The 23,977-nt window shown below is 72.4% G+C and carries 21 protein-coding genes; 8 read left to right on the forward strand and 13 right to left on the reverse strand.

Annotated elements, in window-relative coordinates; all coding sequences use genetic code 11:
* Positions 1-65: 65 nt before the first annotated feature.
* On the forward strand, positions 66-1,154 hold the full coding sequence (locus ACZ6ZR_RS05970) for a LuxR C-terminal-related transcriptional regulator (protein ID WP_465639770.1): 1,089 nt from the start codon (positions 66-68) through the stop codon (positions 1,152-1,154).
* Between the two features lie 36 nt (positions 1,155-1,190).
* Here the strand turns inward: ACZ6ZR_RS05970 and ACZ6ZR_RS05975 are convergent, their stop codons facing one another.
* Positions 1,191-2,678, reverse strand: a complete 1,488-nt coding sequence (locus ACZ6ZR_RS05975) for an alkaline phosphatase PhoX (RefSeq protein ID WP_465639772.1) — start codon at positions 2,676-2,678, stop codon at positions 1,191-1,193.
* A gap of 149 nt (positions 2,679-2,827) precedes the next feature.
* On the reverse strand, positions 2,828-4,027 hold the full coding sequence (locus ACZ6ZR_RS05980) for a hypothetical protein (RefSeq protein ID WP_465639774.1): 1,200 nt from the start codon (positions 4,025-4,027) through the stop codon (positions 2,828-2,830).
* 196 nt (positions 4,028-4,223) lie between these two features.
* Here ACZ6ZR_RS05980 and ACZ6ZR_RS05985 point away from each other — a divergent pair, with 196 nt between their 5' ends.
* Both ACZ6ZR_RS05985 and ACZ6ZR_RS05990 read left to right on the forward strand, forming a co-directional pair.
* Positions 4,224-4,670, forward strand: coding sequence for a VOC family protein (locus ACZ6ZR_RS05985; RefSeq protein WP_465639776.1), 447 nt, complete (start codon positions 4,224-4,226; stop codon positions 4,668-4,670).
* A 73-nt stretch (positions 4,671-4,743) separates the two neighbouring features.
* Positions 4,744-5,190: an SRPBCC family protein gene (locus ACZ6ZR_RS05990; RefSeq protein WP_465639778.1), complete on the forward strand. Its 447-nt coding sequence runs from the start codon at positions 4,744-4,746 to the stop codon at positions 5,188-5,190.
* Positions 5,191-5,245: 55 nt separating this feature from the next.
* Here ACZ6ZR_RS05990 and ACZ6ZR_RS05995 read toward each other — a convergent pair whose 3' ends face one another.
* Complete coding sequence (locus ACZ6ZR_RS05995) at positions 5,246-6,823, reverse strand: hypothetical protein (protein WP_465639780.1); 1,578 nt, start codon at positions 6,821-6,823, stop codon at positions 5,246-5,248.
* A gap of 390 nt (positions 6,824-7,213) precedes the next feature.
* On the opposite strand from ACZ6ZR_RS05995, the gene ACZ6ZR_RS06000 reads away from it, so the two are divergent.
* Complete coding sequence (locus tag ACZ6ZR_RS06000; protein ID WP_465639782.1) at positions 7,214-8,560, forward strand: MFS transporter; 1,347 nt, start codon at positions 7,214-7,216, stop codon at positions 8,558-8,560.
* Between the two features lie 141 nt (positions 8,561-8,701).
* Positions 8,702-11,482 (forward strand): endonuclease/exonuclease/phosphatase family protein, encoded by a 2,781-nt coding sequence (locus tag ACZ6ZR_RS06005; protein WP_465639784.1) that lies wholly within the window; start codon positions 8,702-8,704, stop codon positions 11,480-11,482.
* 55 nt (positions 11,483-11,537) lie between these two features.
* On the opposite strand, the gene ACZ6ZR_RS06010 is transcribed toward ACZ6ZR_RS06005, so the two are convergent.
* Genes ACZ6ZR_RS06010 through ACZ6ZR_RS06045 form a run of 8 tightly spaced genes read right to left on the reverse strand, consistent with a single transcriptional unit; the run spans position 11,538 to position 18,322 of the window.
* A complete protein-coding gene (locus tag ACZ6ZR_RS06010) occupies positions 11,538-11,915 on the reverse strand; it encodes a metal-sulfur cluster assembly factor (protein WP_465639786.1) in 378 nt (125 codons plus the stop codon).
* A gap of 22 nt (positions 11,916-11,937) precedes the next feature.
* Positions 11,938-12,390, reverse strand: a complete 453-nt coding sequence (gene sufU, locus ACZ6ZR_RS06015) for a Fe-S cluster assembly sulfur transfer protein SufU (RefSeq protein ID WP_465639788.1) — start codon at positions 12,388-12,390, stop codon at positions 11,938-11,940.
* Positions 12,391-12,404: 14 nt separating this feature from the next.
* The gene (locus ACZ6ZR_RS06020; protein ID WP_465640065.1) at positions 12,405-13,655 is read right to left on the reverse strand and encodes a cysteine desulfurase; all 1,251 of its coding nucleotides are present in this window, start codon (positions 13,653-13,655) and stop codon (positions 12,405-12,407) included.
* 35 nt (positions 13,656-13,690) lie between these two features.
* Positions 13,691-14,455, reverse strand: a complete 765-nt coding sequence (gene sufC, locus ACZ6ZR_RS06025) for a Fe-S cluster assembly ATPase SufC (RefSeq protein WP_465639790.1) — start codon at positions 14,453-14,455, stop codon at positions 13,691-13,693.
* A 6-nt stretch (positions 14,456-14,461) separates the two neighbouring features.
* Positions 14,462-14,779 (reverse strand): bifunctional 3-phenylpropionate/cinnamic acid dioxygenase ferredoxin subunit, encoded by a 318-nt coding sequence (locus ACZ6ZR_RS06030; protein ID WP_465639792.1) that lies wholly within the window; start codon positions 14,777-14,779, stop codon positions 14,462-14,464.
* Positions 14,779-16,008 carry a Fe-S cluster assembly protein SufD gene (sufD, locus tag ACZ6ZR_RS06035; protein WP_465639794.1) on the reverse strand — a complete coding sequence of 410 codons (1,230 nt, stop codon included), beginning with the start codon at positions 16,006-16,008 and terminating at the stop codon, positions 14,779-14,781. The genes ACZ6ZR_RS06030 and sufD overlap by 1 nt, the downstream gene beginning before the upstream one ends.
* A gap of 59 nt (positions 16,009-16,067) precedes the next feature.
* Positions 16,068-17,483 carry a Fe-S cluster assembly protein SufB gene (gene sufB, locus ACZ6ZR_RS06040; protein WP_465639796.1) on the reverse strand — a complete coding sequence of 472 codons (1,416 nt, stop codon included), beginning with the start codon at positions 17,481-17,483 and terminating at the stop codon, positions 16,068-16,070.
* The gene (locus ACZ6ZR_RS06045) at positions 17,480-18,322 is read right to left on the reverse strand and encodes a helix-turn-helix transcriptional regulator (RefSeq protein ID WP_465639798.1); all 843 of its coding nucleotides are present in this window, start codon (positions 18,320-18,322) and stop codon (positions 17,480-17,482) included. Before ACZ6ZR_RS06045 ends, sufB begins: the two co-directional genes overlap by 4 nt.
* A gap of 164 nt (positions 18,323-18,486) precedes the next feature.
* Between ACZ6ZR_RS06045 and ACZ6ZR_RS06050 the strand changes: the two genes are divergently transcribed.
* On the forward strand, positions 18,487-19,410 hold the full coding sequence (locus tag ACZ6ZR_RS06050; protein WP_465639800.1) for an ABC transporter ATP-binding protein: 924 nt from the start codon (positions 18,487-18,489) through the stop codon (positions 19,408-19,410).
* Positions 19,407-20,171 carry an ABC transporter permease gene (locus ACZ6ZR_RS06055; protein ID WP_465639802.1) on the forward strand — a complete coding sequence of 255 codons (765 nt, stop codon included), beginning with the start codon at positions 19,407-19,409 and terminating at the stop codon, positions 20,169-20,171. The genes ACZ6ZR_RS06050 and ACZ6ZR_RS06055 overlap by 4 nt, the downstream gene beginning before the upstream one ends.
* Before the next feature lie 4 nt (positions 20,172-20,175).
* Here ACZ6ZR_RS06055 and ACZ6ZR_RS06060 read toward each other — a convergent pair whose 3' ends face one another.
* Positions 20,176-20,763, reverse strand: coding sequence for an LPXTG cell wall anchor domain-containing protein (locus ACZ6ZR_RS06060; RefSeq protein ID WP_465639804.1), 588 nt, complete (start codon positions 20,761-20,763; stop codon positions 20,176-20,178).
* 167 nt (positions 20,764-20,930) lie between these two features.
* Entirely contained in the window at positions 20,931-22,217 is a 1,287-nt protein-coding gene (locus ACZ6ZR_RS06065) for a choice-of-anchor A family protein (protein ID WP_465639806.1), read from the reverse strand.
* A 468-nt stretch (positions 22,218-22,685) separates the two neighbouring features.
* Here ACZ6ZR_RS06065 and ACZ6ZR_RS06070 point away from each other — a divergent pair, with 468 nt between their 5' ends.
* Positions 22,686-23,954: an acyltransferase family protein gene (locus ACZ6ZR_RS06070; RefSeq protein ID WP_465639808.1), complete on the forward strand. Its 1,269-nt coding sequence runs from the start codon at positions 22,686-22,688 to the stop codon at positions 23,952-23,954.
* Positions 23,955-23,977: the final 23 nt, after the last annotated feature.

Consider the following 23,977-nt stretch of genomic DNA (forward strand, 5'->3'; position numbering starts at 1 on the left):
ACCACCCTGGCATCCGGGGCCATGATCCGCCGCAGTTGTAATGTGGCCACTCCGTGCCATGCAGCTTGAGGAGGTACCCCATCGGCGCCGATGCCGCGCTGCCCGGGCTGGGTCCCGAAGCGCTCTCGCTGTACGCCTGGACGGTCCGCAACGGCCGGCTGCCGGACGCCGACCGGGCCGCCGCGCTGGCCGCGACGGGGCTGGCGGAGCCCGTGCTGGCGGCCGCGCTGGAGCGGCTGGACGCCGCCGGGCTGGTCCGCCGGGCCGAGCCGGACGGCTGCTGGCGGGCCGTCAGCCCGTCCGCCGCCGGGGCCCGGCTGGTCGCCCCGCAGGAGGACCTGCTCCAGCAGCGCGAGGAGGAGGTGCGGGCCGAGCGGGCCCGGCTGCGGCAACTGCGGGAGTACTTCGCCGATCTGATGCCCGCCTACCTGGAGCGGCGCGAGCGCAGCCACCCGGAGGTGGCGGTGGACGTGCTGGAGGACCAGCGCGAGGTCCGCGCGGTGCTGGCCGAGACCGTCCGGGACTGCCGGGAGGAGGTGCTGGTCTCCAAGCCCGGCGGCGCCTTCCCGCCCGGCACCCTGCGCGAGGCGCTCCCCCGGGACCTGGAGCTGCTGGAGCGCGGCGTGCGGATGCGCAGCCTGTACCAGGACACCACCCGCTACGACCCGGCGACCAGGCGGCACGCGGCCGCGCTGATCGAGGCCGGGGCCGAGATCCGCACGCTGCCCGAGGTGATGCCGCAGCTGATCGTGGTGGACCGCCGGATGGCCTTCCTGCCCAACCGCTCGAAGGGCAACGGCGCGGTGGTGGTCCGCGAACCCGCCCTGCTGGACCACCTGCTGACGGTCTTCGACCGGGACTGGGCCTACGCGACGCCCTTCACCAGCGGCCCGACGGCCGCCCGGCGGACCACCGGCACGCTGCGGCGCAGCATCCTGGTGCTGCTGGCCAAGGGCTACAAGGACGAGACGGTGGCCCGCCGGCTGGGCATCTCGCTGCGCACCTGCCGCCGGCACGTCTCGGAGCTGCTGGAGCACCTGGACGCGGGCAGCCGCTTCCAGGGCGGGGTGATCGCCGAACGGCTGGGCCTGACCCACCAGTTCGACCTGCCGGACGAGGAGCCGGAACGACGGCTGCCCGCCGACGAGGTCTGAGACCCCGCCGGCGGGCAGCCGCCACGACCTCGCGGATCAGTCGTTGTAGCCGTGGCCGCTCCGGTGGCGCAGGCGCCACCACGGGCCGGTGATGGCGACCAGGATGCCGGGCACCTGGATGTTGGCGAACAGGGTCTCGCCGTCCTCGGAGAAGTTCACGCCGGTGAACTCGCTGAACTCCGGCGCCTCGGGGGTGCCGATGTTCAGGTCGTTGCGGGCGATCGGGTAGGTCTTGCCGTCCTCGGTGGTACCGAAGAGGTGCGAGACGCCCTCGCCGTCCTCGGCGATCACCAGGCCGCCGTACGGCGAGACGGTGATGTTGTCCGGGCCGTCGAAGTTGCCGTGGTCACCCGCGACGTCGGTGTTGACGCCCAGCAGCAGCTTGAGGGTGATGGTGCGGCGCTTCGGGTCGTAGAACCAGACCTGGCCGTCGTGCGCCTGGCCCGGGCTCTCGGTGCGGGCGTAGCTGGAGACGAAGTAGAAGCCGCTGTCGCCCCACCACATGCCCTCCAGCTTGCGGGCCCGGGTGACCTCGCCGGCCGCGAACTGCTTGCGGACCGAGACGGTCTTGGCGTCGCGGTCCTGGACCTTGACCCAGTCGACGCCGTAGACGGTGCCGACCTTGACGGCGCGGGACAGGTCGTCGACGAAGGTGCCCTTGGAGTCGAAGACCTTGAAGGCCTCCAGCACACCGGCGTCGGCGGCCAGGGTGCGCAGCTTGCCCTTGCCGTGCTTGAAGCCGGCCGGCGGGGTCCAGCGGAACAGCAGGCCGTTCGGGTTGGAGGCGTCCTCGGTCAGGTAGAGGTGGCCACGCTTCTGGTCCACCACGACCGCCTCGTGGGCGTACCGGCCCAGCGCCTTGACCGGCTGCGGGTCGCGGTTGGCCTCCTGGTCGTGCGGGTCGACCTCGAAGATGTAGCCGTGGTCCTTGGTGAAGCCGTTCTTGCCGGCCTTGTCCTCGGTCTCCTCGCCGGACAGCCAGGTGCCCCACGGGGTCGCGCCACCGGCGCAGTTGGTCGCGGTGCCGGCGATGCCGACCCACTCGCGGACCTGCTTGCCGCCGTTCTTCACCTCGACGACGGTGCAGCCGCCGGCCGCGCCCGGGTCGTAGACGTGGCCCTCCAGCAGCGGCACCGGGTGCGGCCAGTTGGCCCGGGCACCGGCCAGCTCGTGGTTGACCACCAGCAGGGTGGCGCCGTGCCTGCCCTCGAAGGAGGCGGTGCCGTCGTGGTTGCTCGGGGTGGACTCGCCGGTGACCAGCTTGGTCTCGCCGGTGCGGGTGATGACGCGGTACTTGAAGCCGCGCGGGAGCGCCAGCACGCCCTTCGGGTCCGCGATCAGCTCGCCGTAGCCGACGGCGCGGCGGGCCGCGGCGGCGGCCTCCGCCTCGGCGACGCCCTCGCCGCCGACCGGGGCCGCGATGGCTCCCGGGGCGGTGGCCAGCACCTCGGCGCTGCCGGCGATGAGGACACCGGCACCGATGGCGGTCGAACGGTTGACGAAGTCCCGGCGGGACAGCGGCATGTTCACTCCTGTGAGTGTGGGAGGGCGCGACGCCCAGCAGACTCCGCGCCTCCGGTGAACCGCGGGTGAACCCGACGCCTCGTCAGAGTGGTGATTTGCCTACCGTATTCGAACAAGTGGAACGCCCTTTACCTTCTGCGGCCACCCGCTCAGCGTCCGACACGCTCGATCCGCCACTGCTCCCAGGCTGTCAGCCAGGCCTCCTCGGACGCCGGGGCCGCCCCCTGGGCCCGCGGCGCGCCGCCCAACCAGAGGCGCTCCCAAGCCCGTTGGGCCGGGAGGCTGGGCACCTCGCTGGCGAACACGGTGTACCGGACCACCTCCTCCACCGCGGCCGCACCCTCCGGGGTGCCGACCGCCCAGTCGGTGTTCTGGGCCAGCCGGGTCAGGTGGTTGACCATCGCGGTGACGGCGTCCCCGGCCTCCTCCCTGGTCTCCGAGGCCAGCCGCATCTGCTGCCGCACGGCCGCCTCCCAGCGCACCGCCCCGGCCTCGCCGCGCAGCCGCCGGGGCAGCCGCGGCGCCGTCCGGGCCCGGGCCTGCGCGGCCAGTGCCACCGCCTCCTGCACCGCGTGCTCGATCACCGCCCGGTGCGCCTCCAGCCCGGCCACCGGCGGGAGCTCCCGCTCCTCCAGCACGCCCGGCCGCTCCTGACGCAGCGCCAGCCGGCGCAGCAGGTCGGTGCGGCCCAGCACGTACCGCTCGAAGTCCTCGATCCGGCGCAGCTCCACCCCGCCCGGCGGCACCCCGCGGCCCGTCACCTGGACGGTCACGCCGTCCACCCGCAGACGCCCGGCCCAGACCGGCGGGGCGGGCGGCTCGGTGTCCGGGCGGCGGTCCTCGTGGATCTGCAGCGCCCTGGGCTCGCCCTCGACGGTGATCCACTCGCGCAGCGCGCGGACGGCGCCGGGGCCGTCGCCCTCGTCCACCTCCAGCTGCTCGTAGACCCGGTCGCGCTCGTCCTCGACCACGTCCTCCAGCTCGGGCAGCTGACGGTGCTCCGCACCGGGGCGGTAGGTCCGGACGGTCACGTACGGGCCCTCGGCCGAGCTCCAGTCGCCGGAGCGCACCTCGACCCAGCCGAGCCGGCCGTTGCTGACCTCCCACTCGGCGAGCGCGTCGCCGTCCTCGGCCTCCGCCGCCGGCCCTTCCGCCTGCCCTTCCACCTGCCCCGGCCCCTCGGTCTCCTCGCCGCCGGGCGCGGCCCGGTGCAGGCCGTGGGCGAGCTCGGAGCGGTCCACGCCGTAGACCGGGAAGTCGGCGTCCGCGAGCACCTGGCGGCTGTGCTCCTCGTGGTCGGCGTAGAAGTCCTCGGGCTCCTGAGGCCTGGTCGCGTCCTGCCTCTTCATCCTCTGCCGCACCCCCGCGTGCTCGCCTCGCCGTAGGTCGCTCCGCACCTCACCCCACGTGCGGCGAAGTCAGAGCCTGCCCAACCTTACGGGCCCCGGACCTGCCGGGCCATCAGCTTCCCCCGTACGGTTGGCAGCTCGCCGCTCCGGCCCCGTACGACCGGAAATGTCAGTAGCCTTGCCTACGCTGGGCGGTATGACCGCAGCCACGCCGTTCCCCGCCCGGATCAGCATCGTCACGCTCGGGGTGAGCGACCTCGCCGCCTCCGAGGCCTTCTACCAGGCCCTCGGCTGGCAGCGCTCCGAGGCCTCCAACGAGTCCATCGTCTGGTTCCGCACCGCCGACTCGGCGCTCGGCCTCTTCCCGAGCGAGGAGCTGGCCGCCGACGCGGGCGTCCCCGCCACCGGCGAGCCCTCCTTCCGCGGCGTCACCCTGGCGGTCAACCTGGAGTCCCCCGAGCAGGTGGACGCCGCCATGGCCCACGCCGTCGAGGCGGCCGGGGCCACCGTGGTCAAGCCGCCGAAGGCCACCGAATGGGGCGGGTACTCCGGGTACTTCGAGGACCCGGACGGCCACCTCTGGGAGCTCGCGCACAACCCCTTCTTCCCCTTCACCACATCCGGCCAGCTCGACCTCCCCTGACCGGTGCCGGCCCGGCCCCCGGTGGGCAGACTCCCTCCGCAGGGCCACTTCGCCGCACGGGAGGCCACCGGAGTTGGACGCCAACCTCTACCACCTGGTCTCGTCCTGGGCACTGCCCGCCGCCGCCCCGGCCCGCGTCTACGCCGTGCTCCGGGACGTCGGGCACTACCCCGACTGGTGGCCGCAGATCCGCACCGTCCGCCGCCTCACCGACCACAGCGGCGAGCTGCTGATCCGCTCCGTGCTGCCCTACTCGCTGCGCCTGACGGTCCGTGAGCAGCTCCAGGACGAGACCGCCGGCGTGCTGGCCGCCGACCTCACCGGCGACCTGGTCGGCTGGTCCCGCTGGACGATCCACCCCGACGGCCCCGGCACCCGGGCGGTCTTCGAGGAGGAGGTCCGCCCCGCCAAACCCCTGATGCGCCGCCTCGCCCCCGTCGCCCGCCCGCTCTTCCTCGCCAACCACGCCGCCATGATGCGCGGCGGCCACCACGGCCTGCTCCGCCACCTGACGGCCTGACACCTCCGGCGGGGCGGGCGCCTGGCCATCCCCTCCCGCCCCGGCCGATCCGGCGTCAGCCCTTCTGGCGGGAGCGGGCCTTGAAGGCGGCCTTGCGGGCCTCCTTGGCCACCGTGCGGTCCAGGTGCAGCTCGCCGATGGCCTCCAGCACGTCGGAGGTGTACGGGTGGTCGATCCGCCAGAGCTCGCCGAAGAAGCTCGCCGGGTTGGCCGTCACCGGCAGCTCCGCGACCAGCCGGCGCAGCACCTCGGCCTCGCCCTCGCTGGTGAGCAGCTGCGCCGCGAAGCCGTCCACGGCGGTCCAGAGCACCATGGTGCGCTCCGGCGCCACCACCTCCTGACCCTGCGCCAGCAGCCAGGCCCGCGCGGCCCCGCCCAGCTCCGGGTCGTCCTGCACCTCGACGGCGGCCGGCCTGGCCTGCTCCCCGATCACCTCCAGGGTCTGCACCACCAGCAGCCGCCGCACCGGCGAGAACGTGTCCGCGCCCCGCGCCGCCGCCAGCAGCTCCCGCGCGGCCTGTGCCGGGTCCTTGCCGGCCAGCCAGATCAGCAGCTCCCGCTCGGGCAGCACGTTGGCGGTCTCGGTGACCGCCCGCAGCACCGTCTCGGCGTCGCCCTGGGCCAGCTCGCCGACCAGCGGGGCGTCGTAGCCGTCCTCCAGCAGCCACTGCCGGACGCAGTACTGGCCCAGCGGGGTCAGCCGGACCAGGCCGAAGCGGGCCGACTCCTCCTCGCTGAGCTCCTCGTCGGCGGCGGCCGGGGAGTCCTCCTCCTCGAACAGCTCGGGGTCGATCGGCCGGTGCTCCAGCAGGCCGAGCTCGGCCAGGTCGGCCAGCATCGGGTCCAGAGTGACCATCAGATCGGTGATGTCACCGAGCAGTTCCTCGTCCGGCTCCTCGCCCTCGGGCACCACCAGCAGCGCGGCCAGCACCCCGAGCGGGACGGTCTCCTCGCCGGGCTCGGCGAAGGCGGTGGTCTCGTAGAGCACCTGGAGCGCCTCGTCCAGCAGCTCGGCCGCCGCCTTGCGGGACTCCTCGACGGCCGCCAGGCGGTCCTCGTCCTCGTCGTCCGCGCCGCCGTCCTCGTCCTCCAGGTCCAGCGAGTCCGCCTCGGCGGCCAGCTCGCGGACGATCCCGGCGGCGGTCAGCCAGAGTTCGAGGACGGTCTCCTCGTCCCCCTGCTCGGCCGCCTCCAGGTCGGGGCCGGGGATGGCCACGTGCTCGCCGGACTCGGTGGTGCCGATCTCCACCAGGTCCAGGTCGCAGGCGAGCGACCAGGCCCGGACGGCCTCCACCTCGGCCTCCTCGCCCTCGCCGAGCCCGATCAGCCGGGCGGCGGGCGCCCGGTCGGCCGCCGGGAGGTCGCCGAACTCGTCCACCGGGCGGTGCGGCGCGGCCCAGCGGGCCAGCTTCAGCGCGTGGCCGATCAGCGGCACCGCGAGCGCCGCGTCGGCCAGCTCGCGGTCCGAGGGCAGTTCGACCGGCGGTACGAGCACCGCCGCGTCGTCCTCGTCCGGGCGGCCGTGCGCGGCGAACGCCCCGTACAGGTCCGCCAGGTCGTAGTCGGCGGGCAGCAGGCTCTCGGCGGCCGGGCTGTCCGACGGGTTGTCAGGGGTGCTGGGTCGTCCGGCCATGGTGCTGCGCTCTCCCGGTGTGGCGGTGGTCACTGCCGACCGGATGGTGCCGGTCCGTCAACTCAGCGTAGCCGTCCGAGCCCCCGCCCGCCCGGGTCGCACGCCGGGCACCCCCACTCCGACCTCGGCACACGCCCCGGGACACCCGTACCTGACGCAGTCCGGGCCCGTACTTGCCGAAGTGGCGCAGACGACACTCCGGAGGGCGATTTGCCCACCTTTCGAACACGTATCCTTCAGCAGGCGCGCGGTACCACAACCCATGGACCGGCCCACGGGCAACGTCGCCCACACCCCTTCTTTCCCCCGCCCCACCAGGGCTCCGCCGGCAGGCCACCACCCCAGGCCCGGGCCGCCCTCGGTGGTGCCCGGCCACAGGAGACCCCTGCCATGGCGGACCTCTCCCCCGTCGGCGCCCGACTGGGCAGCGCCCAGTTCGAAGGACGCCGGCTCTCGGAGGCCCTGCTCCCCCTGGAGCTCGCACCACGCACGCAGCTCCAGCTCGCCGCGATCAGCCGCTGGAACGCGCTGCGCGGCGTACGCGTCGGCCTGGTGGCCACGGCCCTGCTGCTCCTGCTGATCGGCGCCAACCTGGCCACCCCGATCTACCCGGTGCTGCAGCGTCAACTCGGCCTCACCGCGCTCGACACCACCATCCTCTTCACCGTCTACGTCTTCGCCCTGGTCCCCGTGCTGGCCGCCGTCGGCCACTGGTCCGACCACCTCGGGCGCCGGGCGATGATCCTCCCCGCGGTCGCCCTGGCCGCCGCCGGCGACGCGCTCTTCGCCACCGCCGGCAGCTTCTGGCAGCTGGCCGCCGGCCGCGCCGTCCAGGGCATCGCCGTCGGCCTGGCCACCGGCGCCGCCGGAGCCGCCCTCGGCGACCTGCTCCCCGACCACCAGACCCTGGCCGCCAAGCTCACCCTGGCCTGCTCGGCCGGCGGCGTCGCGATCGGCCCGGTGGTCGGCTCGCTGCTCTCCTCCGGCGAACACCCGCTGCTGACGCCGTTCCTGGTGCACGCGGTGCTGCTGATGGTGCTCTGCGTACCGCTCGCCCTGGTCCACCCCCGCAAGCCCGGCGGCCGCCGCCCGGCCGCCGCCCCGCCGCGCGTCACCACCCCGGCCCACCTGCGGCCGAGGCGGCTGCGGCTGCCGCGCACCGGCCGCCGCGAGTTCCTGCTCGCCGCCGGGGCCGGCTTCGCCTCCTACGCGGTCTTCGGTGTCTACCTCAGCCTGGCCCCGGCGTTCTCCGCCAAGCTGCTCGGCACCAGCTCCACGCTGACCGGCGCCGTGGTGGCCGCCCTCCTGCTCGGCTCCTCCGCGGTGGCCCAGCTCCTCATCCCGCCCACCACGGACCGCGTCGTCATCGCCCTCGGCATGGCCGGCCTGGCCCTCGGCCTCGGCCTGGTGGTCACCGCCGCCTGGACCGGCACCGCCGCGCTCCTCTTCCTCGGCAGCGTCCTCGGCGGCGCCTGCCAGGGCGTGGCCTTCCGCTCCCTCTTCACCACCGCCGTCGCCGCCATGGACCCCGAACGGCGAGGCTCCGAACTCTCCACCCTCTGGGTCATCGTCTACCTCGGCTCCTCCCTCCCCATCGTGGGAGTCGGCGCCCTGGTCCAGACGTACGGCCTCCTCCCCGCCGTCTCCGCCTTCGTCGGCCTCGCGGCGGTCGCCTGCCTCGCCCTCGCGGGGGCGGTGCTGAGGCAAGGAGCGCGACGCCCAGTGGCAGCGGCCTAGAGGCGCGAGGAACTGCGCGCAGGGGAACGGCAGCACCTGCAACCGGCTGACGGTGGCTCAGTTGCCGGTGAGCCGCCTTCCGACTCGCCCAGTTCCCCGCGCCCCTGCGGTGCGCAGCCAAGATCGCTAGGGTGCCCTGACGTGAGATCACTTCCCGTCAGGGCAGCCGTCGCGCTGTCCGCCCTGCTGACCGTCCTGATACCCGGCCACGCCTCGGCCGCCGCCCCCGAGCCGCCGCTCAAGGTGGTCACCTACAACATCTGCGGCCAGTCCTCCTGCCAGTCCCCGCTGGCCCCCGCCGAGTGGACCGCCGCGATGAAGACGGCGCTCACCTCCTCCGACCCGGACGTGGTGAACCTCCAGGAGGTCTGCGCCGGCCAGGCGGACCTGCTCCGCGCCGCCCTCCCCGGCTACACGCTCTCCTACCTCAAGGGCCTCGACCTGAGCAGCGGTCAGCGCGGCTGCCAGAAGTGGGGCGGCGTCACCACCTCCTTCGGCGCCGCCCTGCTGGTCAAGACCGCGCACCAGCCGGTCTTCCGCAGCCTGGTGCTGAAGCCGCTCGACCCGGCCCGCGAGCCGCGCCCGCTGATCTGCGCCAACGCCACCGTGGGCACCCACCCCGTCCAGCTCTGCGACGTCCACCTGGACGGCGGCCTCGGCGGCTTGCGCGCCCAGGGCCTCCCGGTGGTCCTGGACCGCATCCAGGAGTGGGGCCAGGGCCGCCCGACCGTGCTCTCCGGCGACTTCAACGCCGACCCGACCGACCCCAACCTCGGGCTGCTCTACCAGGCCCAGGACGGCAACGGCACCTTCATCGAGGCCGACCAGCGGGACCGGCTGTACTTCCCGGCCGCCTGCCGCCACCTCGCCGACTGCCGCTCCGGCGAGCAGACCACCTTCGACAGCGCCCCGAACACCGTCCCGATCGGCGACGCCCGCAAGTTCGACTACGTCTTCGGCACCGCCTCCGCCTTCACCTCTCCGAAGGCCTGGACCGACCCGGCCGGCCACCTCTCCGACCACGCGGTCTACCGGGCCGAACTGACCTGGGGTCAGGACACCACCGCCCCGTCCGCCCCGCTGGTGTTCAACTCCCCCGGCCTGATCGGCTCCGGCAACGACTGGGTGAACGCGGTCGACCGCACCGCCGGTGACTTCACCGGCGACGGCGCCCCCGACCTTGTGCTGCGCTACGCCACCGGCACGGTCGTGCTCCACCCCGGCGACGGCAGGGGCGGCTTCGGCGCCGCCCGCCAGCTGGCCTCCGGCTGGACCTCCGTCCGCTCGCTCACCGGCGGGTACTTCAACGAGGACGCCCTCGCCGACCTGCTGGTCCAGTACGACGACGGCACCGCCGCCGTCGTGGAGGGCCGGGCCGACGGCACCCTCTCCGCCCCGTACCCGCTGGACGTCCCCGGCGGACTGCTGAACGCGGTGGACCTGGCGTACGGCCACCTGCTCTCCCCCACCAGCCGCGACCTGCTGGTCCGCTGGGCGGACGACCACTTCAGCGCCCGACCCGTCGTCAGGACCGGCGGCGCGTACGCCGTCTCGGGGGCCGTCACCATCCGCCCCGGCGGCGCCGACAAGCTCCCCGGCACGGCCGACCTGCTCACCGGCGACTTCACCGGCAGCGGCTCGACCTCCCTGCTGATCCGCGACACCACCGGCGCGACGGCGCTCTACCCGGCCACCGGCCCCGGCCTGTACGCCACCAAGGTCCCGGTCTCCGACGGCCGGAACTGGCAGGCGGTGGAGGACCTGGTCGCCGCCGACTTCACCAAGGACGGCAAGGACGACCTGGTGCTGCACTGGGCGAACCAGTACAGCTCCACCGCCCCCGGCAAGGGCCAGAGCGAGTTCCTGCCCTCCACCGGCACCACGCCCGCCCTGTTCGGCCCGCCCTCCGTGCTCAAGTGGGCCTCCGTCAGCCCCTGGGGCAACGCCTCCGACGTGCTGACCGCCGACTTCGACGGCGACGGCAACGCCGACCTGCTGACCCGCCGCCCGCGTTCACCGCTGCGGCTGAACCTGGGCGTCGGCACCGGCGGCTTCCCGAACGACGCCGCCCACCAGAAGGACTTCGGCCCGAGCGGGAACTGGGACTGGGCCACCGGCCTGGCCGCCGGGGACTTCGACGCCAACGGCACCGTGGACCTGATCGGGTACGACGGCTTCCACGCGCTGTTCTACCCCGGCTCGGCCACCACCAGGGGCACCTTCGAACCCGCCACCGACCTCACCTCCCCCATCGACTGGCGCTTCGTCGCCGACGTCACCGTCGGCCGCTTCGAGACCGGCGGCCGCAGCCAACTGGTGATCCGTCAGACCGACGGCCAGGTGCTCCGCTACCCCACCCCGGCCTCGGCCGGCGTCCCGGTCACCGCCGAGGGCACCGCGGTCTCCTGGGGCGACGCCGCCTCCCTCACCGGGGGCGACTTCACCGGTGACGGCAAGGACGACCTGCTGGTCCGCTGGACCGCCGGCAGCGCCTTCGTCTACCCGGGCGACGGCACCGGCGCCTTCGGCGGCTCCCGCCCCGTCCTCGCGGCCGGCTCCCTCTCCGACCTCACCGAGCTCGGCCAGGGCAAGGTCTACGCCACCCAGCCCCCGGTCAACCTCTACCGCTGGTCCGACGGCACCCTGCTGGTCGACCGCAAGCGCACCGCCGACCTGACCACCCCGACCGCCCCGAAGGCCGCCACCAGCCTGCTGGTCCGCTCCTCCGACGACCACGGCCGCACCGCCGCCTACGAGTACTCCTTCGACGGCGCCCCGCCCACCACCCTGGACGCCTTCCACAACACCCTCTCCGTCCCCCTCGACGGCCTCACCACCGGCGCCCACCGCCTCACCGTGACCGCCCTCGACCCCAGCGGCAACCGCTCCGCCCCGACCGTCCTCGACTTCACCCGCTCCTGACGAACGCCGAAGGCCCGGCCCCCCTCACGGGGAGCCGGGCCTTCCTGACGAACGGTCAGACGTTGAAGCCGAGCGCGCGGAGCTGGTCGCGGCCGTCGTCGGTGATCTTGTCCGGGCCCCACGGCGGCATCCAGACCCAGTTGATCCGGAGGTCCTGGACCAGGCCGTCGGTGGCGGTCTTGGCCTGGTCCTCGATCACGTCGGTGAGCGGGCAGGCGGCCGAGGTGAGGGTCATGTCGATGGTGGCGACGTCGCCCTCGTCGATGTGGATCCCGTAGATCAGGCCCAGGTTGACGACGTCGATGCCCAGCTCGGGGTCGACCACGTCCATCAGGGCCTCGGTGAGGTCCTCGACCGAGACCGTGCCGGCGGTGGTGCCGACGATCTGGACGGGGCCCTCGGCCGGCGTGGTGCCGGCCTCGGTGTCGCTCATGAGTGAATCCTCATCAATCAGTTCAGTCGTTGACGGCGGGGTGCTCGGAGAGCGCCTGGGCGGTGGCGTCCTTCCAGGCCATCCAGCTGAGCAGCGCGCACTTCACCCGGGCGGGGAACTTGGAGACACCGGCGAACGCGACCGCGTCCTCCAGGACCTCCTCGTCGCCCTCGCCCTTGCCCTTGCTCTGCATCAGCTCCAGGAAGGCCTCCTGGATCGCCTGGGCCTCGCCGACCGTCTTGCCGACCACCAGCTCGTTCAGCACCGAGGCGCTGGCCTGGCTGATCGAGCAGCCCTGGGAGTCGTACGAGACGTCCGCGACCACCGGGCCGTCGAGCTTCACCCGGAGGGTGATCTCGTCGCCACAGGTCGGGTTGACGTGGTGCACCTCGGCGTCGCCGTCGCGCAGGCCCTTGCCGTGCGGGTTCTTGTAGTGCTCCAGGATGATCTCCTGGTACATCGAGTCCAGCTTCATGCCGCGCTCACCCCTCAGCCGAAGAAGTTGCGGACGTGGTGCAGGCCGTCGATCAGCGCGTCTACCTCGCTCGGCGTCGAGTAGAGGTAGAACGAGGCCCGGGTGGTGGCCGGCACGCCGAAGCGCAGGCAGACCGGCCGCGCGCAGTGGTGGCCGACCCGGACCGCGATGCCCTGCTCGTCGAGCACCTGGCCGACGTCGTGCGGGTGGATGTCACCGAGCGTGAAGGAGATCGCGGCGGCCCGGTCCACGGCGTTGCGCGGGCCGATGATCCGCAGGTCCGGGACCTCCAGCAGGCGCTGCACCGCGTACTCGGTGATCGCGTGCTCGTGGGCGGCGATCTTCTCCATGCCGATGTTCGACAGGTAGTCGATGGCCGCGCCGAGACCGACCGCCTGGGCGATCGGCGGGGTGCCGGCCTCGAACTTGTGCGGGGCCGGGGCGTAGGTCGAGGCGCCCATGGTGACGGTCTCGATCATCTCGCCGCCACCGAGGAACGGCGGGAGGTCCTCCAGCAGCTCCTGACGGCCCCACAGCACGCCGATGCCGGTCGGGCCGAGCATCTTGTGGCCGGTGAAGGCGACGAAGTCGGCCTCCAGCGCCTGGACGTCCAGCACCATGTGCGGGGCGGCCTGCGAGGCGTCGATCAGCACCAGGGCGCCGACCGACTGGGCCTTGCGGACGATGGCCTCGACCGGGTTGACGGTGCCGAGCAGGTTGGAGACCAGCGTGAAGGAGACGATCTTCGTCTTCTCGGTGATCAGCTCGTCGATGTTGGAGAGGTCGAGACGACCCTCGTCGGTGAGCCCGAACCACTTCAGCTTCGCGCCGGTGCGCTGCGAGAGCAGCTGCCACGGCACGATGTTGGAGTGGTGCTCCATCTCGGTGATGACGATCTCCGAGTCGGCGTCCACCTTGTACGGCTCGTCGGCCCAACCCAGCATGTTGGCAACCAGGTTGAGGGACTCGGAGGCGTTCTTGGTGAAGATCACCTCATCCCGGCTCGGCGCGTTGACGAAGGCCGCGACCTTGTCACGGGCACCCTCGTAGAGCGCCGTGGCCTCTTCGGCCAGCACGTGCACACCACGGTGCACGTTGGCGTTGTGCCGCTCGTAGTACGCGTTCAGCGCGTCGAGCACCTGGCGCGGCTTCTGCGAGGTCGCCGCGTTGTCCAGGTAGACCAGCTGCTTGTCGTCGTGCAGCTGCCGCTGGAGGATCGGGAAGTCCTTGCGGATCGCGTCGCCGAAGGCCTGCGCGTCAGCCAGGAGCCCGGTCAACGCCGAGCCGGGATGAGAGATCGTCACTCGGAAGCGCCGCCCTTCACATATGCCTCGTAGCCCTCGTTCTCCAGCTTGTCGGCCAGCTCGGCACCGCCGGACTCGACGATGCGGCCGCCCGCGAAGACGTGGACGTGATCGGGCTTGATGTACCGCAGGATGCGGGTGTAGTGCGTGACCAGCAGGGTGCCGACCTCACCGGTCGAACGGACCCGGTTGATGCCCTCGGAGACGATCCGCAGCGCGTCGACGTCGAGGCCGGAGTCGGTCTCGTCGAGGATCGCGATCTTCGGCTTGAGGAGCTCCAGCTGGAGGATCTCGTGGCGCTTCTTCTCACCGCCGGAGAAGCCCTCGTTGACGTTGCGCTCGGCGAAGGCCGGGTCCATGGAGAGCGCGGACATGGCCTCCTTGACCTCCTTCACCCAGGTGCGCAGCTTGGGGGCCTCGCCGCGGACCGCGGTGGCCGCGGTGCGCAGGAAGTTGGAGACCGAGACGCCGGGGACCTCGACCGGGTACTGCATGGCCAGGAAGACGCCGGCCCGGGCGCGCTCGTCGACCGACATCTCCAGCACGTCCTCGCCGTCCAGCAGGACGGTGCCGCCGGTGACGGTGTACTTGGGGTGGCCGGCCAGCGAGTAGGCCAGGGTGGACTTGCCGGAGCCGTTCGGGCCCATGATCGCGTGCGTCTCGCCCTGCTTGACCGTCAGGTCGACGCCCTTGAGGATCTCGCGGGGACCGTTCTCGGTCTCGACGGAGACGTGCAGGTCACGGATTTCAAGCGTTGCCATGTGTACTCAGGACTCCTGGTTGACGGAGACGAGCACATCGTCCCCTTCGATCTTCACGGGATAGACGGCGACCGGCTTGGTGGCGGGCAGACCGTTGGGCTTGCCGGTGCGCAGGTCGAAGCTGGAGCCGTGCAGCCAGCACTCGATCATGCAGTCCTCGACCTCGCCCTCGGCGAGCGACACGTTCGCGTGCGAGCAGATGTCGTTGATCGCGAACACCTCGCCCTCGGTGCGGACGACGGCGACCGGAACGCCGTTCAGCTCGACGCGCTTGGGGGTGTCCTCGGCCAGGTCGGCCAGCGCGCAGGCTCGGAGAAAGCTCATCAGACGGCTGCTTCCAGCTCGGCTTCGATCTTCTCCATCAGGTTGTCCTGGATCTCCGGGACGCCGATCTGCTGGACCAGCTCGGCGAAGAAGCCGCGGACCACCAGGCGACGGGCCTCGTCGGCCGGGATGCCACGGGCCATCAGGTAGAAGAGCTGCTCGTCGTCGAAGCGGCCGGTCGCCGAGGCGTGGCCGGCGCCGACGATCTCGCCGGTCTCGATCTCCAGGTTCGGGATCGAGTCCACCCGGGCGCCGTCGGTGAGCACCAGGTTGCGGTTGAGCTCGTAGGTGTCGGTGCCCTCGGCGGCGGCGCGGATCAGCACGTCGCCGACCCAGACCGCGTGCGCGTCCTTGCCCTGCAGGGCGCCCTTGTAGACCACGTTCGACCGGCAGTGCGGGGTGTCGTGGTCGATCACCAGGCGGTGCTCCAGGTGCTGCCCGGCGTCCGCGAAGTACAGGCCGAAGAGCTCGGCCTCGCCGCCGGGGGCGGCGTAGCTGACGCGCGGGTGCAGGCGGACCACGTCGCCGCCGAAGGTCACCACGACCGACTTGAGCGAGGCGTCCCGGCCGACCAGGGCGGTGTGCTGCGCGGTGTGCACCGCGTCCCGGTCCCAGTCCTGGATCGAGACGAAGGTGAGCTTGGCGCCGTCGCCGAGCAGCAGCTCGACGTTGGCCGCCCGGGTGCCGGTGCCGGTGTGGTTGAGCACCACGACCGCCTCGGCGAAGGGCTTGACCTCGACCAGCACGTGGGCGAAGGCGGTGCCGCCCTCGCCGTGCACGTCGATCCGGACCGGCTCGGTGAGCACCGTCTCCTTGGGGACGGTGACGACCAGCGCCTGCTGGAACGCGGAGTACGCCTGCGCGGCGACCCGGTCCACCGGCTTGCCGGCCTTGCCCAGCCGGGCGTCGTCGCGGCCGACGGTCTCGGCGGTGACGCCCTCGGGCAGGCTCAGCTCGATCTTGTCCTGGCCCGCCGCGCCCTGGACGGCGGTGCCGTCGTGCAGACCGCCGAGGCGGTGCATCGGGGTGAAGCGCCAGTCCTCCTCGCGGCCGGTCGGCACCGGGAAGTCGTCGACGTCGTACGAGGGCTTGACCGTGACGCGGGCGTCGATCGGCTGCTGGACGGTGGCCCGGCCGGTGCCGGGGCCCGCCAGCTGCGCGCCCGCACCGGCGGTGCCGACCTCGATCGAACCGGCGGTGGTGGAGCCGGAAGTGTTCTGCTCAGCCATGGCTGTTCGTGGTGCTCTCTTCCTCAATCTGTGGACAGGTCACGGGGGCTGACGGTGCGTCAGCCGACCGAACCCTCCATCTGCAGCTCGATCAGCCGGTTCAGCTCCAGCGCGTACTCCATCGGCAGCTCGCGGGCGATCGGCTCGACGAAGCCGCGGACGATCATCGCCATCGCCTCGAACTCCGTCATGCCACGGCTCATCAGGTAGAACAGCTGGTCCTCGGAGACCTTGGAGACCGTCGCCTCGTGGCCCATCGAGACGTCGTCCTCGCGGACGTCGACGTAGGGGTAGGTGTCCGAGCGCGAGATGGTGTCGACCAGCAGCGCGTCGCAGAGCACGTTGGACTTGGCGCCCTTGGAGCCCTCGCCGATCTCGATCAGACCGCGGTACGACGTCCGGCCGCCGCCGCGCGCCACCGACTTGGAGACGATGTTCGACGAGGTGTTCGGGGCCATGTGGACCATCTTGGCGCCGGCGTCCTGGTGCTGGCCCTCGCCCGCGAAGGCGATCGACAGGGTCTCGCCCTTGGCGTGCTCGCCCATCAGGTAGACGGCCGGGTACTTCATGGTGACCTTGGAGCCGATGTTGCCGTCGACCCACTCCATGGTGGCGCCCTCGTACGCGACGGCGCGCTTGGTCACCAGGTTGTAGACGTTGTTCGACCAGTTCTGGATGGTCGTGTAGCGGCAGCGGCCGCCCTTCTTGACGATGATCTCGACCACGGCGCTGTGCAGCGAGTCCGAGGAGTAGATCGGGGCGGTGCAGCCCTCGACGTAGTGGACGTAGGCGTCCTCGTCGACGATGATCAGCGTCCGCTCGAACTGGCCCATGTTCTCGGTGTTGATCCGGAAGTAGGCCTGCAGCGGGATCTCCACGTGCACGCCCTTCGGCACGTAGATGAACGAGCCGCCGGACCAGACCGCCGTGTTCAGCGCGGCGAACTTGTTGTCACCGGCCGGGATCACGGTGCCGAAGTACTCCCGGAAGAGCTCCGGGTGCTCCTTCAGCGCGGTGTCGGTGTCCATGAAGATCACGCCCTGAGCTTCGAGCTCTTCGTTGATCTGGTGGTACACCACCTCGGACTCGTACTGCGCGGCGACACCGGCGACCAGGCGCTGCTTCTCCGCCTCCGGGATGCCGAGCTTGTCGTACGTCGCCTTGATGTCGGCGGGCAGCTCCTCCCAGGAGGCGGCCTGCTTCTCGGTGGAGCGGACGAAGTACTTGATGTTGTCGAAGTCGATGCCGGTCAGGTCGGAGCCCCAGGTCGGCATGGGCTTCTTGCCGAAGAGCTTCAGGCCCTTCAGGCGCAGGTTGAGCATCCACTCGGTCTCGGACTTCTTCTGCGAGATGTCGCGGACGACGTCCTCGCTCAGACCGCGCTTGGCGGCGGCACCGGCAGCGTCCGGGTCGGACCAGCCGTACTCGTAGGTGCCGAGGCCCTCGAGCTCCGGGTGCGAAACGGTGTCAGTCATGCGAGGTTCCTCCGCGCGGACGCAGGTGCTGATGGAGTGGACGTACCGGCAGTCGGCACGGCACCGGGCAGCCGGCGCGAGCCAGTTGACGGTGCGGCACCGGGTGCCGGCACATAGGTGGTGCAGACCCCGTCGCCGTGGGCGATGGTGGCCAGCCGTTGCACATGGGTGCCCAGGAGCTGGGAGAAGACTTCCGTCTCCGCCTCGCAGAGCTGCGGGAACTGCTCGGCGATGTGCGCGACCGGGCAGTGGTGCTGGCAGAGCTGGGCGCCGGCCGGCGCCTTGGGGGAGGCCGCCGACGGCACTCGCCGCACCGTGGCAGCGTACCCGTCGGCGCTGAGGGCCCGGGCAAGCGCCTCGGCCCGCTGGTCGGAATCGGCCAGCTCCAGCTCGGCGCGGTAGCGCTCGCCCTGGCTGCCGAAGCGGGCCCGGGCGAAGGCGGCGACCGCCTCCTCGCCCGCCTTGCCGCCGCCCACCGACTCGGAGATCCAGCGCAGCGCGTCGGCCGCGAGCTGGTCGTAGGCCTGGTAGAAGGCGGACCGGCCGGCGTCGGTGAGGGCGAAGACCTTGGCCGGGCGGCCGCGGCCGCGGCTGCCGTAGACCCGCTGCTCGCGCGCGTCGACCAGCCCGGCGGCGGCGAGGCCGTCGAGGTGGCGGCGGACGGCCGCGGAGGTCAGGCCCAGCCGGCTGGCCAGGTCGGCGGCGGAGGACGGGCCGTGGTCCAGGATCGAGCGGGCGACCCTGTCCCGGGTGCCCGGGTGGCTCTCCGCCTCCGGGGACGCGGGCACGGCGCAGCCGGGGGCCGCGTCGGCCTCCGGCAGCTCGGTGTGCTCGCGCATGTTTTTCACAACACGATTGTTGCGTAATTCGTTCCACAGGCACAAGCCGTGATCCACACCTCACCGATGACATCTGTCACGCAGGCAAGCCTTACCTGACCAGGGAATTGTGATCATCGAGGCCCCGTCCGGAGGCGGGCGTGAGCCCTCTTAGACTCAGCCGCATGCATAGCGAACCAGCGGTCCAGGTCACCGGCCTGGTGAAGCGGTACGGCTCCAAGACCGCTGTGGACGGGCTCGACCTGACCATCGCGCGGGGCAGCGTCACCGCCGTCCTGGGGCCGAACGGCGCCGGGAAGACCACCACGATCGAGACCTGCGAGGGATACCGCCGTCCGGACGCCGGGACCGTCCGGGTGCTGGGCCTCGACCCGGTGACCGAGGCGGCCGCGCTGCGGCCCCGGATCGGCGTGATGCTGCAGTCCGGCGGCGTGTACGCCGGGGCCCGCGCGGTCGAGATGCTCCGGCACACCGCGAAGCTGCACGCCCACCCGCTGGACGTGGACGCGCTGGTCGAGCGGCTCGGCCTCGGCTCCTGCGGCCGGACGACGTACCGCCGGCTCTCCGGCGGCCAGCAGCAGCGGCTCGCGCTGGCGATGGCCGTGGTCGGCCGCCCCGAGCTGGTCTTCCTGGACGAGCCCACCGCCGGGCTCGACCCGCAGGCCCGCCGGGCCACCTGGGAGCTGGTCCGCGACCTGCGCCGGGACGGCGTGACCGTGGTGCTGACCACCCATCACCTGGACGAGGCCGAGGAGCTGGCCGACCGGGTGGCGATCGTGGACGCCGGCAAGGTGATCGCCGAGGGCACCGTGGAGGAGCTCTGCCGCGGCGGCTCCGAATCCGCCCTGCACTTCGAGGCCCCGGCCGGCCTCGACCTCGGCGGCCTGCGCAAGGCCCTGCCGGACGGCGCCCACGCCACCGAGACCTCCCCCGGCTCCTACCGGGTGGAGGCCCCGCTCGACCCGGCGCTGCCGGTCACCGTGACCGCCTGGTGCGCCTCGGTGGGCGTGCTGCCCGAGCGGCTGACGGTGCGTCGGCGCAGCCTCGAAGACGTCTTCCTCGAACTGACCGGACGGGACCTGCGATGACCACCTACGAGCCGATGCCGGGCGCCGCCCCGGTCGGGCGGATGCTGCTGGCGCAGGCCGCGTTCGAGACGAAGATGCTGCTGCGCAACGGCGAGCAGCTGCTGCTCACGGTGGTCATCCCGACCGTGCTGCTGGTGCTGTTCTCCGCCGTGGACGTGGTGGACGTGGAGGGCCCGGGCAAGCGGGTCGACTTCCTGGCCCCCGGCCTGCTGGCGCTCGCCGTGATGTCCACCGCCTTCACCGGCCAGGCCATCGCCACCGGCTTCGAACGGCGCTACGGCGTGCTCAAGCGGCTCGGCGCCAGCCCGCTGCCGCGCTGGGCCCTGATGGCCGCCAAGACCGGCTGCGTGCTGGTCACCGAGGTGCTCCAGGTGGCCCTGCTCTCGGTGATCGCGCTGGCGCTCGGCTGGTCCCCGCAGGGCAGCCCCCTCGCGGTCGCGGCCCTGCTGCTGCTCGGCACCGCCGCCTTCTCCGGCCTCGGCCTGCTGATGGCCGGGACGCTCCGCGCGGAGGCCACCCTGGCGGCGGCCAACCTGGTGTTCGTCCTGCTGCTGCTGGCCGGCGGCGTGGTGGTACCGCTGTCGAAGTTCCCCGAGGCCGTCCGGCCGGTGCTGGAGCTGCTGCCGATCAGCGCGCTCTCCGACGGGCTGCGCGGGGTGCTCCAGCACGGCGCCGGGATGCCCTGGGCGGACCTGGGCATCCTCGGCGCCTGGGCGGTGCTGGGGCTGGGCCTGGCGGCCCGCTTCTTCCGCTGGGAGTGAGCGCTTAGCGGGAGCGGCGGCGTCCGACCAGGACCAGGGCGCCGCCGATCACCAGCACGCCCGCGCCGGCCAGCGCGATCGGGACGGCGCTGCCGCCCCCGCCGGTCTCGGCCAGCTGCGGGGCGCTCGGCTTGGGGCTGGGCTTCTTGGACGGGGTCGCGCTGGGCGTGACGGTCGGGGTCGGGGTGGCGCTCGGCGTGGGCGTCGGGGTCGGCGTGGGAGTCGGCGTCGGGGTGGGCTTCGGGCACGGGGCGCTGGTCGCCGTCTTGACGATCGGGGACTTGGGCTCCTGGTCGGTGGTGACCGTGAGGGTGAGCTTGACGTCCGCGGTGTGCGCCGCGACCGGGAAGTCCTTGCTGTACTCGGTGGAGAACTTCTCCTCCGTCACCACCGCCTTGCCGTCGATCTCCAGCGAGACCCGGTTGGTGAACTGCTCGCCGTAACCGGACAGCCGCACGCTGACCTTGTCGCAGCCGACCGTCCACTCCACCCCGTGCGTCGGCGACACGGCCATCGCACTGCCCGTCAGCAGCAAGGGGGCCAGAACCCCCGCCGCCAGTACTCCGCCGAACACCCCACGCTGCCGCGCCATCCGCTCTTCCCTCCCGAACGACCTTGTCCGGCAAGGGCCTTGACTCCCCCGCGCGGACCTTCGTGCGGACTCTACCGGCGCCCGGCCGCACCACCGGCGGCCTTGGCGAAAAAAGCACGCACCCGCCGTTCGGAGTCGAACGGCGGGTGCGTGCCCAGCGGTCGGTCTCAGGCGCGGCGGCCCGCGCGGCGGCGGGTCGCCACCACGACGGCGGTGCCGGCGCCGACCACCAGCACACCGCCGATGGTCAGCGGCAGCAGGCCGCTGGCACCCGTGAAGGCCAGGCCGCCCCCGGGCGCGGAGGGCGAGGCGCTCGGCGCGGTGCCGCCGGGGGTGGTGCCGGAGGCGGACGGGCTGCCGCCGGTCGCGGCCGAGGGGGTGCCGGAGCCGCTGGGCCGCGGGGAGGTGCTGCCGCCCGGGCTGCTCGGCGACGGGCTGCCGGACGGGGAGGCCGAGGGGGAGGCCGAGGTGCTCGCGGACGGCGACGGCGAGGGGCTGGTGCCGGGGGTGCTCGGCGACGGGCTGACCGGCGGGGTCACCGGGAGGCAGCCGGTGAAGGGGTAGTGGTGGGTCTCCGCGCCACCGGTGCCGACCAGCGACTTGGCGATGACGGAGCCGTTGACCGGGCCGCCCTTGCCGAGGTCGAAGTGGGCGTTGGGGGCGAGCACGCTGCCCGGCCAGGCGTTGCCGCTGTTCTTGGTGACCGTGGTGGCGGTCGGGAAGTTCCAGAGCAGCTTCTCGCGGACGCCGCCGCCGGAGGCGCTCTGCAGCTTGTCGTCCAGCACCCCGTTGAGCAGGAAGCCGGTGGTGCCGGCCTTGGCCTGGTCGTAGGAGCCGCCGGTCACCGTGATCACGGTGACGGCGCCGACCGGGACGGTGAGGTACACGTCCTTGGCCTTCTCCAACTGCTCGGCGGAGACGGAGAAGTGGTTGAGCTTCGGGTCGGTGCCGGTGAGGCGCAGCGCACTGCCGTCGGTGACGGCCTTGCCGTTGGCGGGCGCGGCGGCCAGCTGGGCGGATGCGCTGCGCAGCTTGGCGAACTCGGCGGCGAAGTCGATCGGGGACGGACCCTTGGCGATCTTGCCCTGGTGGGCCTCCAGCTTGCCGGTCAGGGTGCCGCCGTGGACGCCGTTGCCCTTCATGACCTGGACGTTGCCGGAGACGTTGCCGGCCACCACGAAGGCGTTCTTGCCGGGCAGCGCGTCGATCTGGGCGGCGGTCAGCTCGTTGCCGACCGTGAAGGTGCCGCTGAAGTTGCCGCCGACCGCGACCGCGCCCTCGGCGTCGGGGCTGTGCGCGTCGTCGCCCTCGATGAACTCGCCGTAGAGGTTGGCCACTCCGAGGGTGGCGCACTGCTCCTCGTTCGGGACGGCGGAGGCCGAGGGGGCGGCGAGGGAGGCGAGGGCGAGCGAGCTGCCGAGGAGGAGCGCGGCGGCGGGCACGGATATGCGCATGTGCAGGATCTCCGCTGTGGGTGCGGCCATATCGAATATGGGTCAGGGCGCACTCTTTCCAGCCAGCCCCCGACTGGTCAAGACCAATGTCCGGAATGACCGAGACTGCCCCCGGATGCCCGGCGCTTCGGGAGAGTTGACGGTTTATGAGGATGAAACGGACACCGCGACGACCTGACGGTGGTCTGCCAGCCCTCGGGTGTACGTAATCTCGATCCGGTCACAAGGGGAGCGCAGAACCTCTCAGATCGGACATTGACGGTCAATCAGCCGACCGGGCTGCACTAGCGTCAGGCAGGATGACCGCCTCTCCCCTCCTCGGCGCCCGGCCCCAGGCGCCCGTGCCGGCCACGATCCGGGTCGACGCGGTGGTCACACCGGCCACCACCCCGGCCCGCTGAACCTCCCCGCCCGCGGCACCGCCTCCCCCGCGCCGCCCGCTCCGTCCTCACCGCGCAGGAACCGCCCATGTCCAGCCACCCGCAGCACATCGAAACAGTCCAGCTGCGCGTCCTGCCGCAGCCCCGCATCCCCGACGAGTGGCAGCTCCCCGAGCCTGCCGCCGCCGAGCCCGATGCCGAGCGCGAGCCCGCCCCGGTGAAGCGCGGCGGCGGCCGGGACCGCTACCTCGACCTGCTCCGGGCGCTCGCCCTGGGCCGCGTGGTGCTCTACCACAACTTCAACTGGAGCTGGCTGCCGCTGGTCTTCCCATCCATGGGCGTGATGTTCGCGCTGGCCGGCTCCCTGATGGCCCGTTCGCTGGCCAAGCCCGCGCTCGGCGTGATCCGGGGCCGCCTGCGCCGCCTGCTGCCGCCGCTCTGGCTGTTCGGCGCGGTGGTCACCACCCTGTGGATCCTGGACGGCTGGGGCCCGAACTCCGAGGGCCACCCCGGCTGGTGGTGGGGCAAGATGGCGCTCTGGATCATGCCGCTCTCCACCCCGCCGTTCCCGGTCGGCGACCTGCCCGGCTTCGGCGGGCTGATGGAGCACTCCTGGGGGGAGCAGGTCGGCGTCCCGCTCTGGTACCTGCGGGCCTACCTCTGGTACGTCCTGCTCTCCCCGCTGATGCTGCGCTGCCTGCGCCGCTTCCCGGTGGTCACCGTGCTGACCCCGCTGGCGCTGGCGATGGCCAGCGGCTACCTCCCCGAGGACGGCCGGATCTGGGAGACCCTCAGCGACTTCCTGGTCTTCGGCTCCTGCTGGATCCTCGGCATGGCCCACAACGAGGGCCTGCTCAAGAAGCTCCCGCAGTACGTCGCCCCGTCCGTCGCGCCGCTGGTGATGCTGGCCGGCTACTGGTGGTACACCAGCCGCCCGGTGATCGACCCGACCGAGGTCACCGACCTGGAGAGCGTCCCGGTCGGCCAGGCGATCTGGTCCTTCGGCTTCGTCCTGCTGCTGCTCCACCTCAGCCCGTCGTGGAAGGAGTGGCCGCCGAAGCTCGAGCGCTGGAACGGCCTGATCAGCCTGCTCAACGCCCGCGCCGTCAGCGTCTACCTCTGGCACACGCTGGCGCTGGAGCTCTCCGTCCCGATCGTCGACCTGTGCTGGCGCAGCGACTTCCTCGCGGAGAACCTCGGCTGGCTGCTGCGCACGATGTACCCGCAGCTGCTCGTCGGCGTCCCGCTGATCGGGCTGTTCGTGCTCTGCTTCGGCTGGATCGAGGACCTGGCGGCGAAACGCAGACCCCGGCTGTTCCCCTGGCCCCGCCGGCTCAAGGGCAGGAGACGCGCCTGACGGCGGGTGGCGCCCTGGTGCAT

This window comes from Kitasatospora sp. NPDC088742, assembly GCF_055584905.1.

Bases quoted from the DNA above. Each gene is read 5' to 3' on its own strand.
- ACZ6ZR_RS06070 (WP_465639808.1), top strand. From the start codon at position 22,686: ATGTCCAGCCACCCGCAGCACATCGAAACAGTCCAGCTGCGCGTCCTG.
- sufB (WP_465639796.1), bottom strand. From the start codon at position 17,483: ATGACTGACACCGTTTCGCACCCGGAGCTCGAGGGCCTCGGCACCTAC.
- sufU (WP_465639788.1), bottom strand. From the start codon at position 12,390: ATGAAGCTGGACTCGATGTACCAGGAGATCATCCTGGAGCACTACAAG.
- ACZ6ZR_RS06010 (WP_465639786.1), bottom strand. From the start codon at position 11,915: ATGAGCGACACCGAGGCCGGCACCACGCCGGCCGAGGGCCCCGTCCAG.
- sufC (WP_465639790.1), bottom strand. From the start codon at position 14,455: ATGGCAACGCTTGAAATCCGTGACCTGCACGTCTCCGTCGAGACCGAG.
- ACZ6ZR_RS06030 (WP_465639792.1), bottom strand. From the start codon at position 14,779: ATGAGCTTTCTCCGAGCCTGCGCGCTGGCCGACCTGGCCGAGGACACC.
- ACZ6ZR_RS05975 (WP_465639772.1), bottom strand. From the start codon at position 2,678: ATGCCGCTGTCCCGCCGGGACTTCGTCAACCGTTCGACCGCCATCGGT.
- sufD (WP_465639794.1), bottom strand. From the start codon at position 16,008: ATGGCTGAGCAGAACACTTCCGGCTCCACCACCGCCGGTTCGATCGAG.
- ACZ6ZR_RS06045 (WP_465639798.1), bottom strand. From the start codon at position 18,322: ATGCGCGAGCACACCGAGCTGCCGGAGGCCGACGCGGCCCCCGGCTGC.
- ACZ6ZR_RS06060 (WP_465639804.1), bottom strand. From the start codon at position 20,763: ATGGCGCGGCAGCGTGGGGTGTTCGGCGGAGTACTGGCGGCGGGGGTT.
- ACZ6ZR_RS06050 (WP_465639800.1), top strand. From the start codon at position 18,487: ATGCATAGCGAACCAGCGGTCCAGGTCACCGGCCTGGTGAAGCGGTAC.
- ACZ6ZR_RS05980 (WP_465639774.1), bottom strand. From the start codon at position 4,027: ATGAAGAGGCAGGACGCGACCAGGCCTCAGGAGCCCGAGGACTTCTAC.
- ACZ6ZR_RS05985 (WP_465639776.1), top strand. From the start codon at position 4,224: ATGACCGCAGCCACGCCGTTCCCCGCCCGGATCAGCATCGTCACGCTC.
- ACZ6ZR_RS05995 (WP_465639780.1), bottom strand. From the start codon at position 6,823: ATGGCCGGACGACCCAGCACCCCTGACAACCCGTCGGACAGCCCGGCC.
- ACZ6ZR_RS06000 (WP_465639782.1), top strand. From the start codon at position 7,214: ATGGCGGACCTCTCCCCCGTCGGCGCCCGACTGGGCAGCGCCCAGTTC.
- ACZ6ZR_RS06055 (WP_465639802.1), top strand. From the start codon at position 19,407: ATGACCACCTACGAGCCGATGCCGGGCGCCGCCCCGGTCGGGCGGATG.
- ACZ6ZR_RS06065 (WP_465639806.1), bottom strand. From the start codon at position 22,217: ATGCGCATATCCGTGCCCGCCGCCGCGCTCCTCCTCGGCAGCTCGCTC.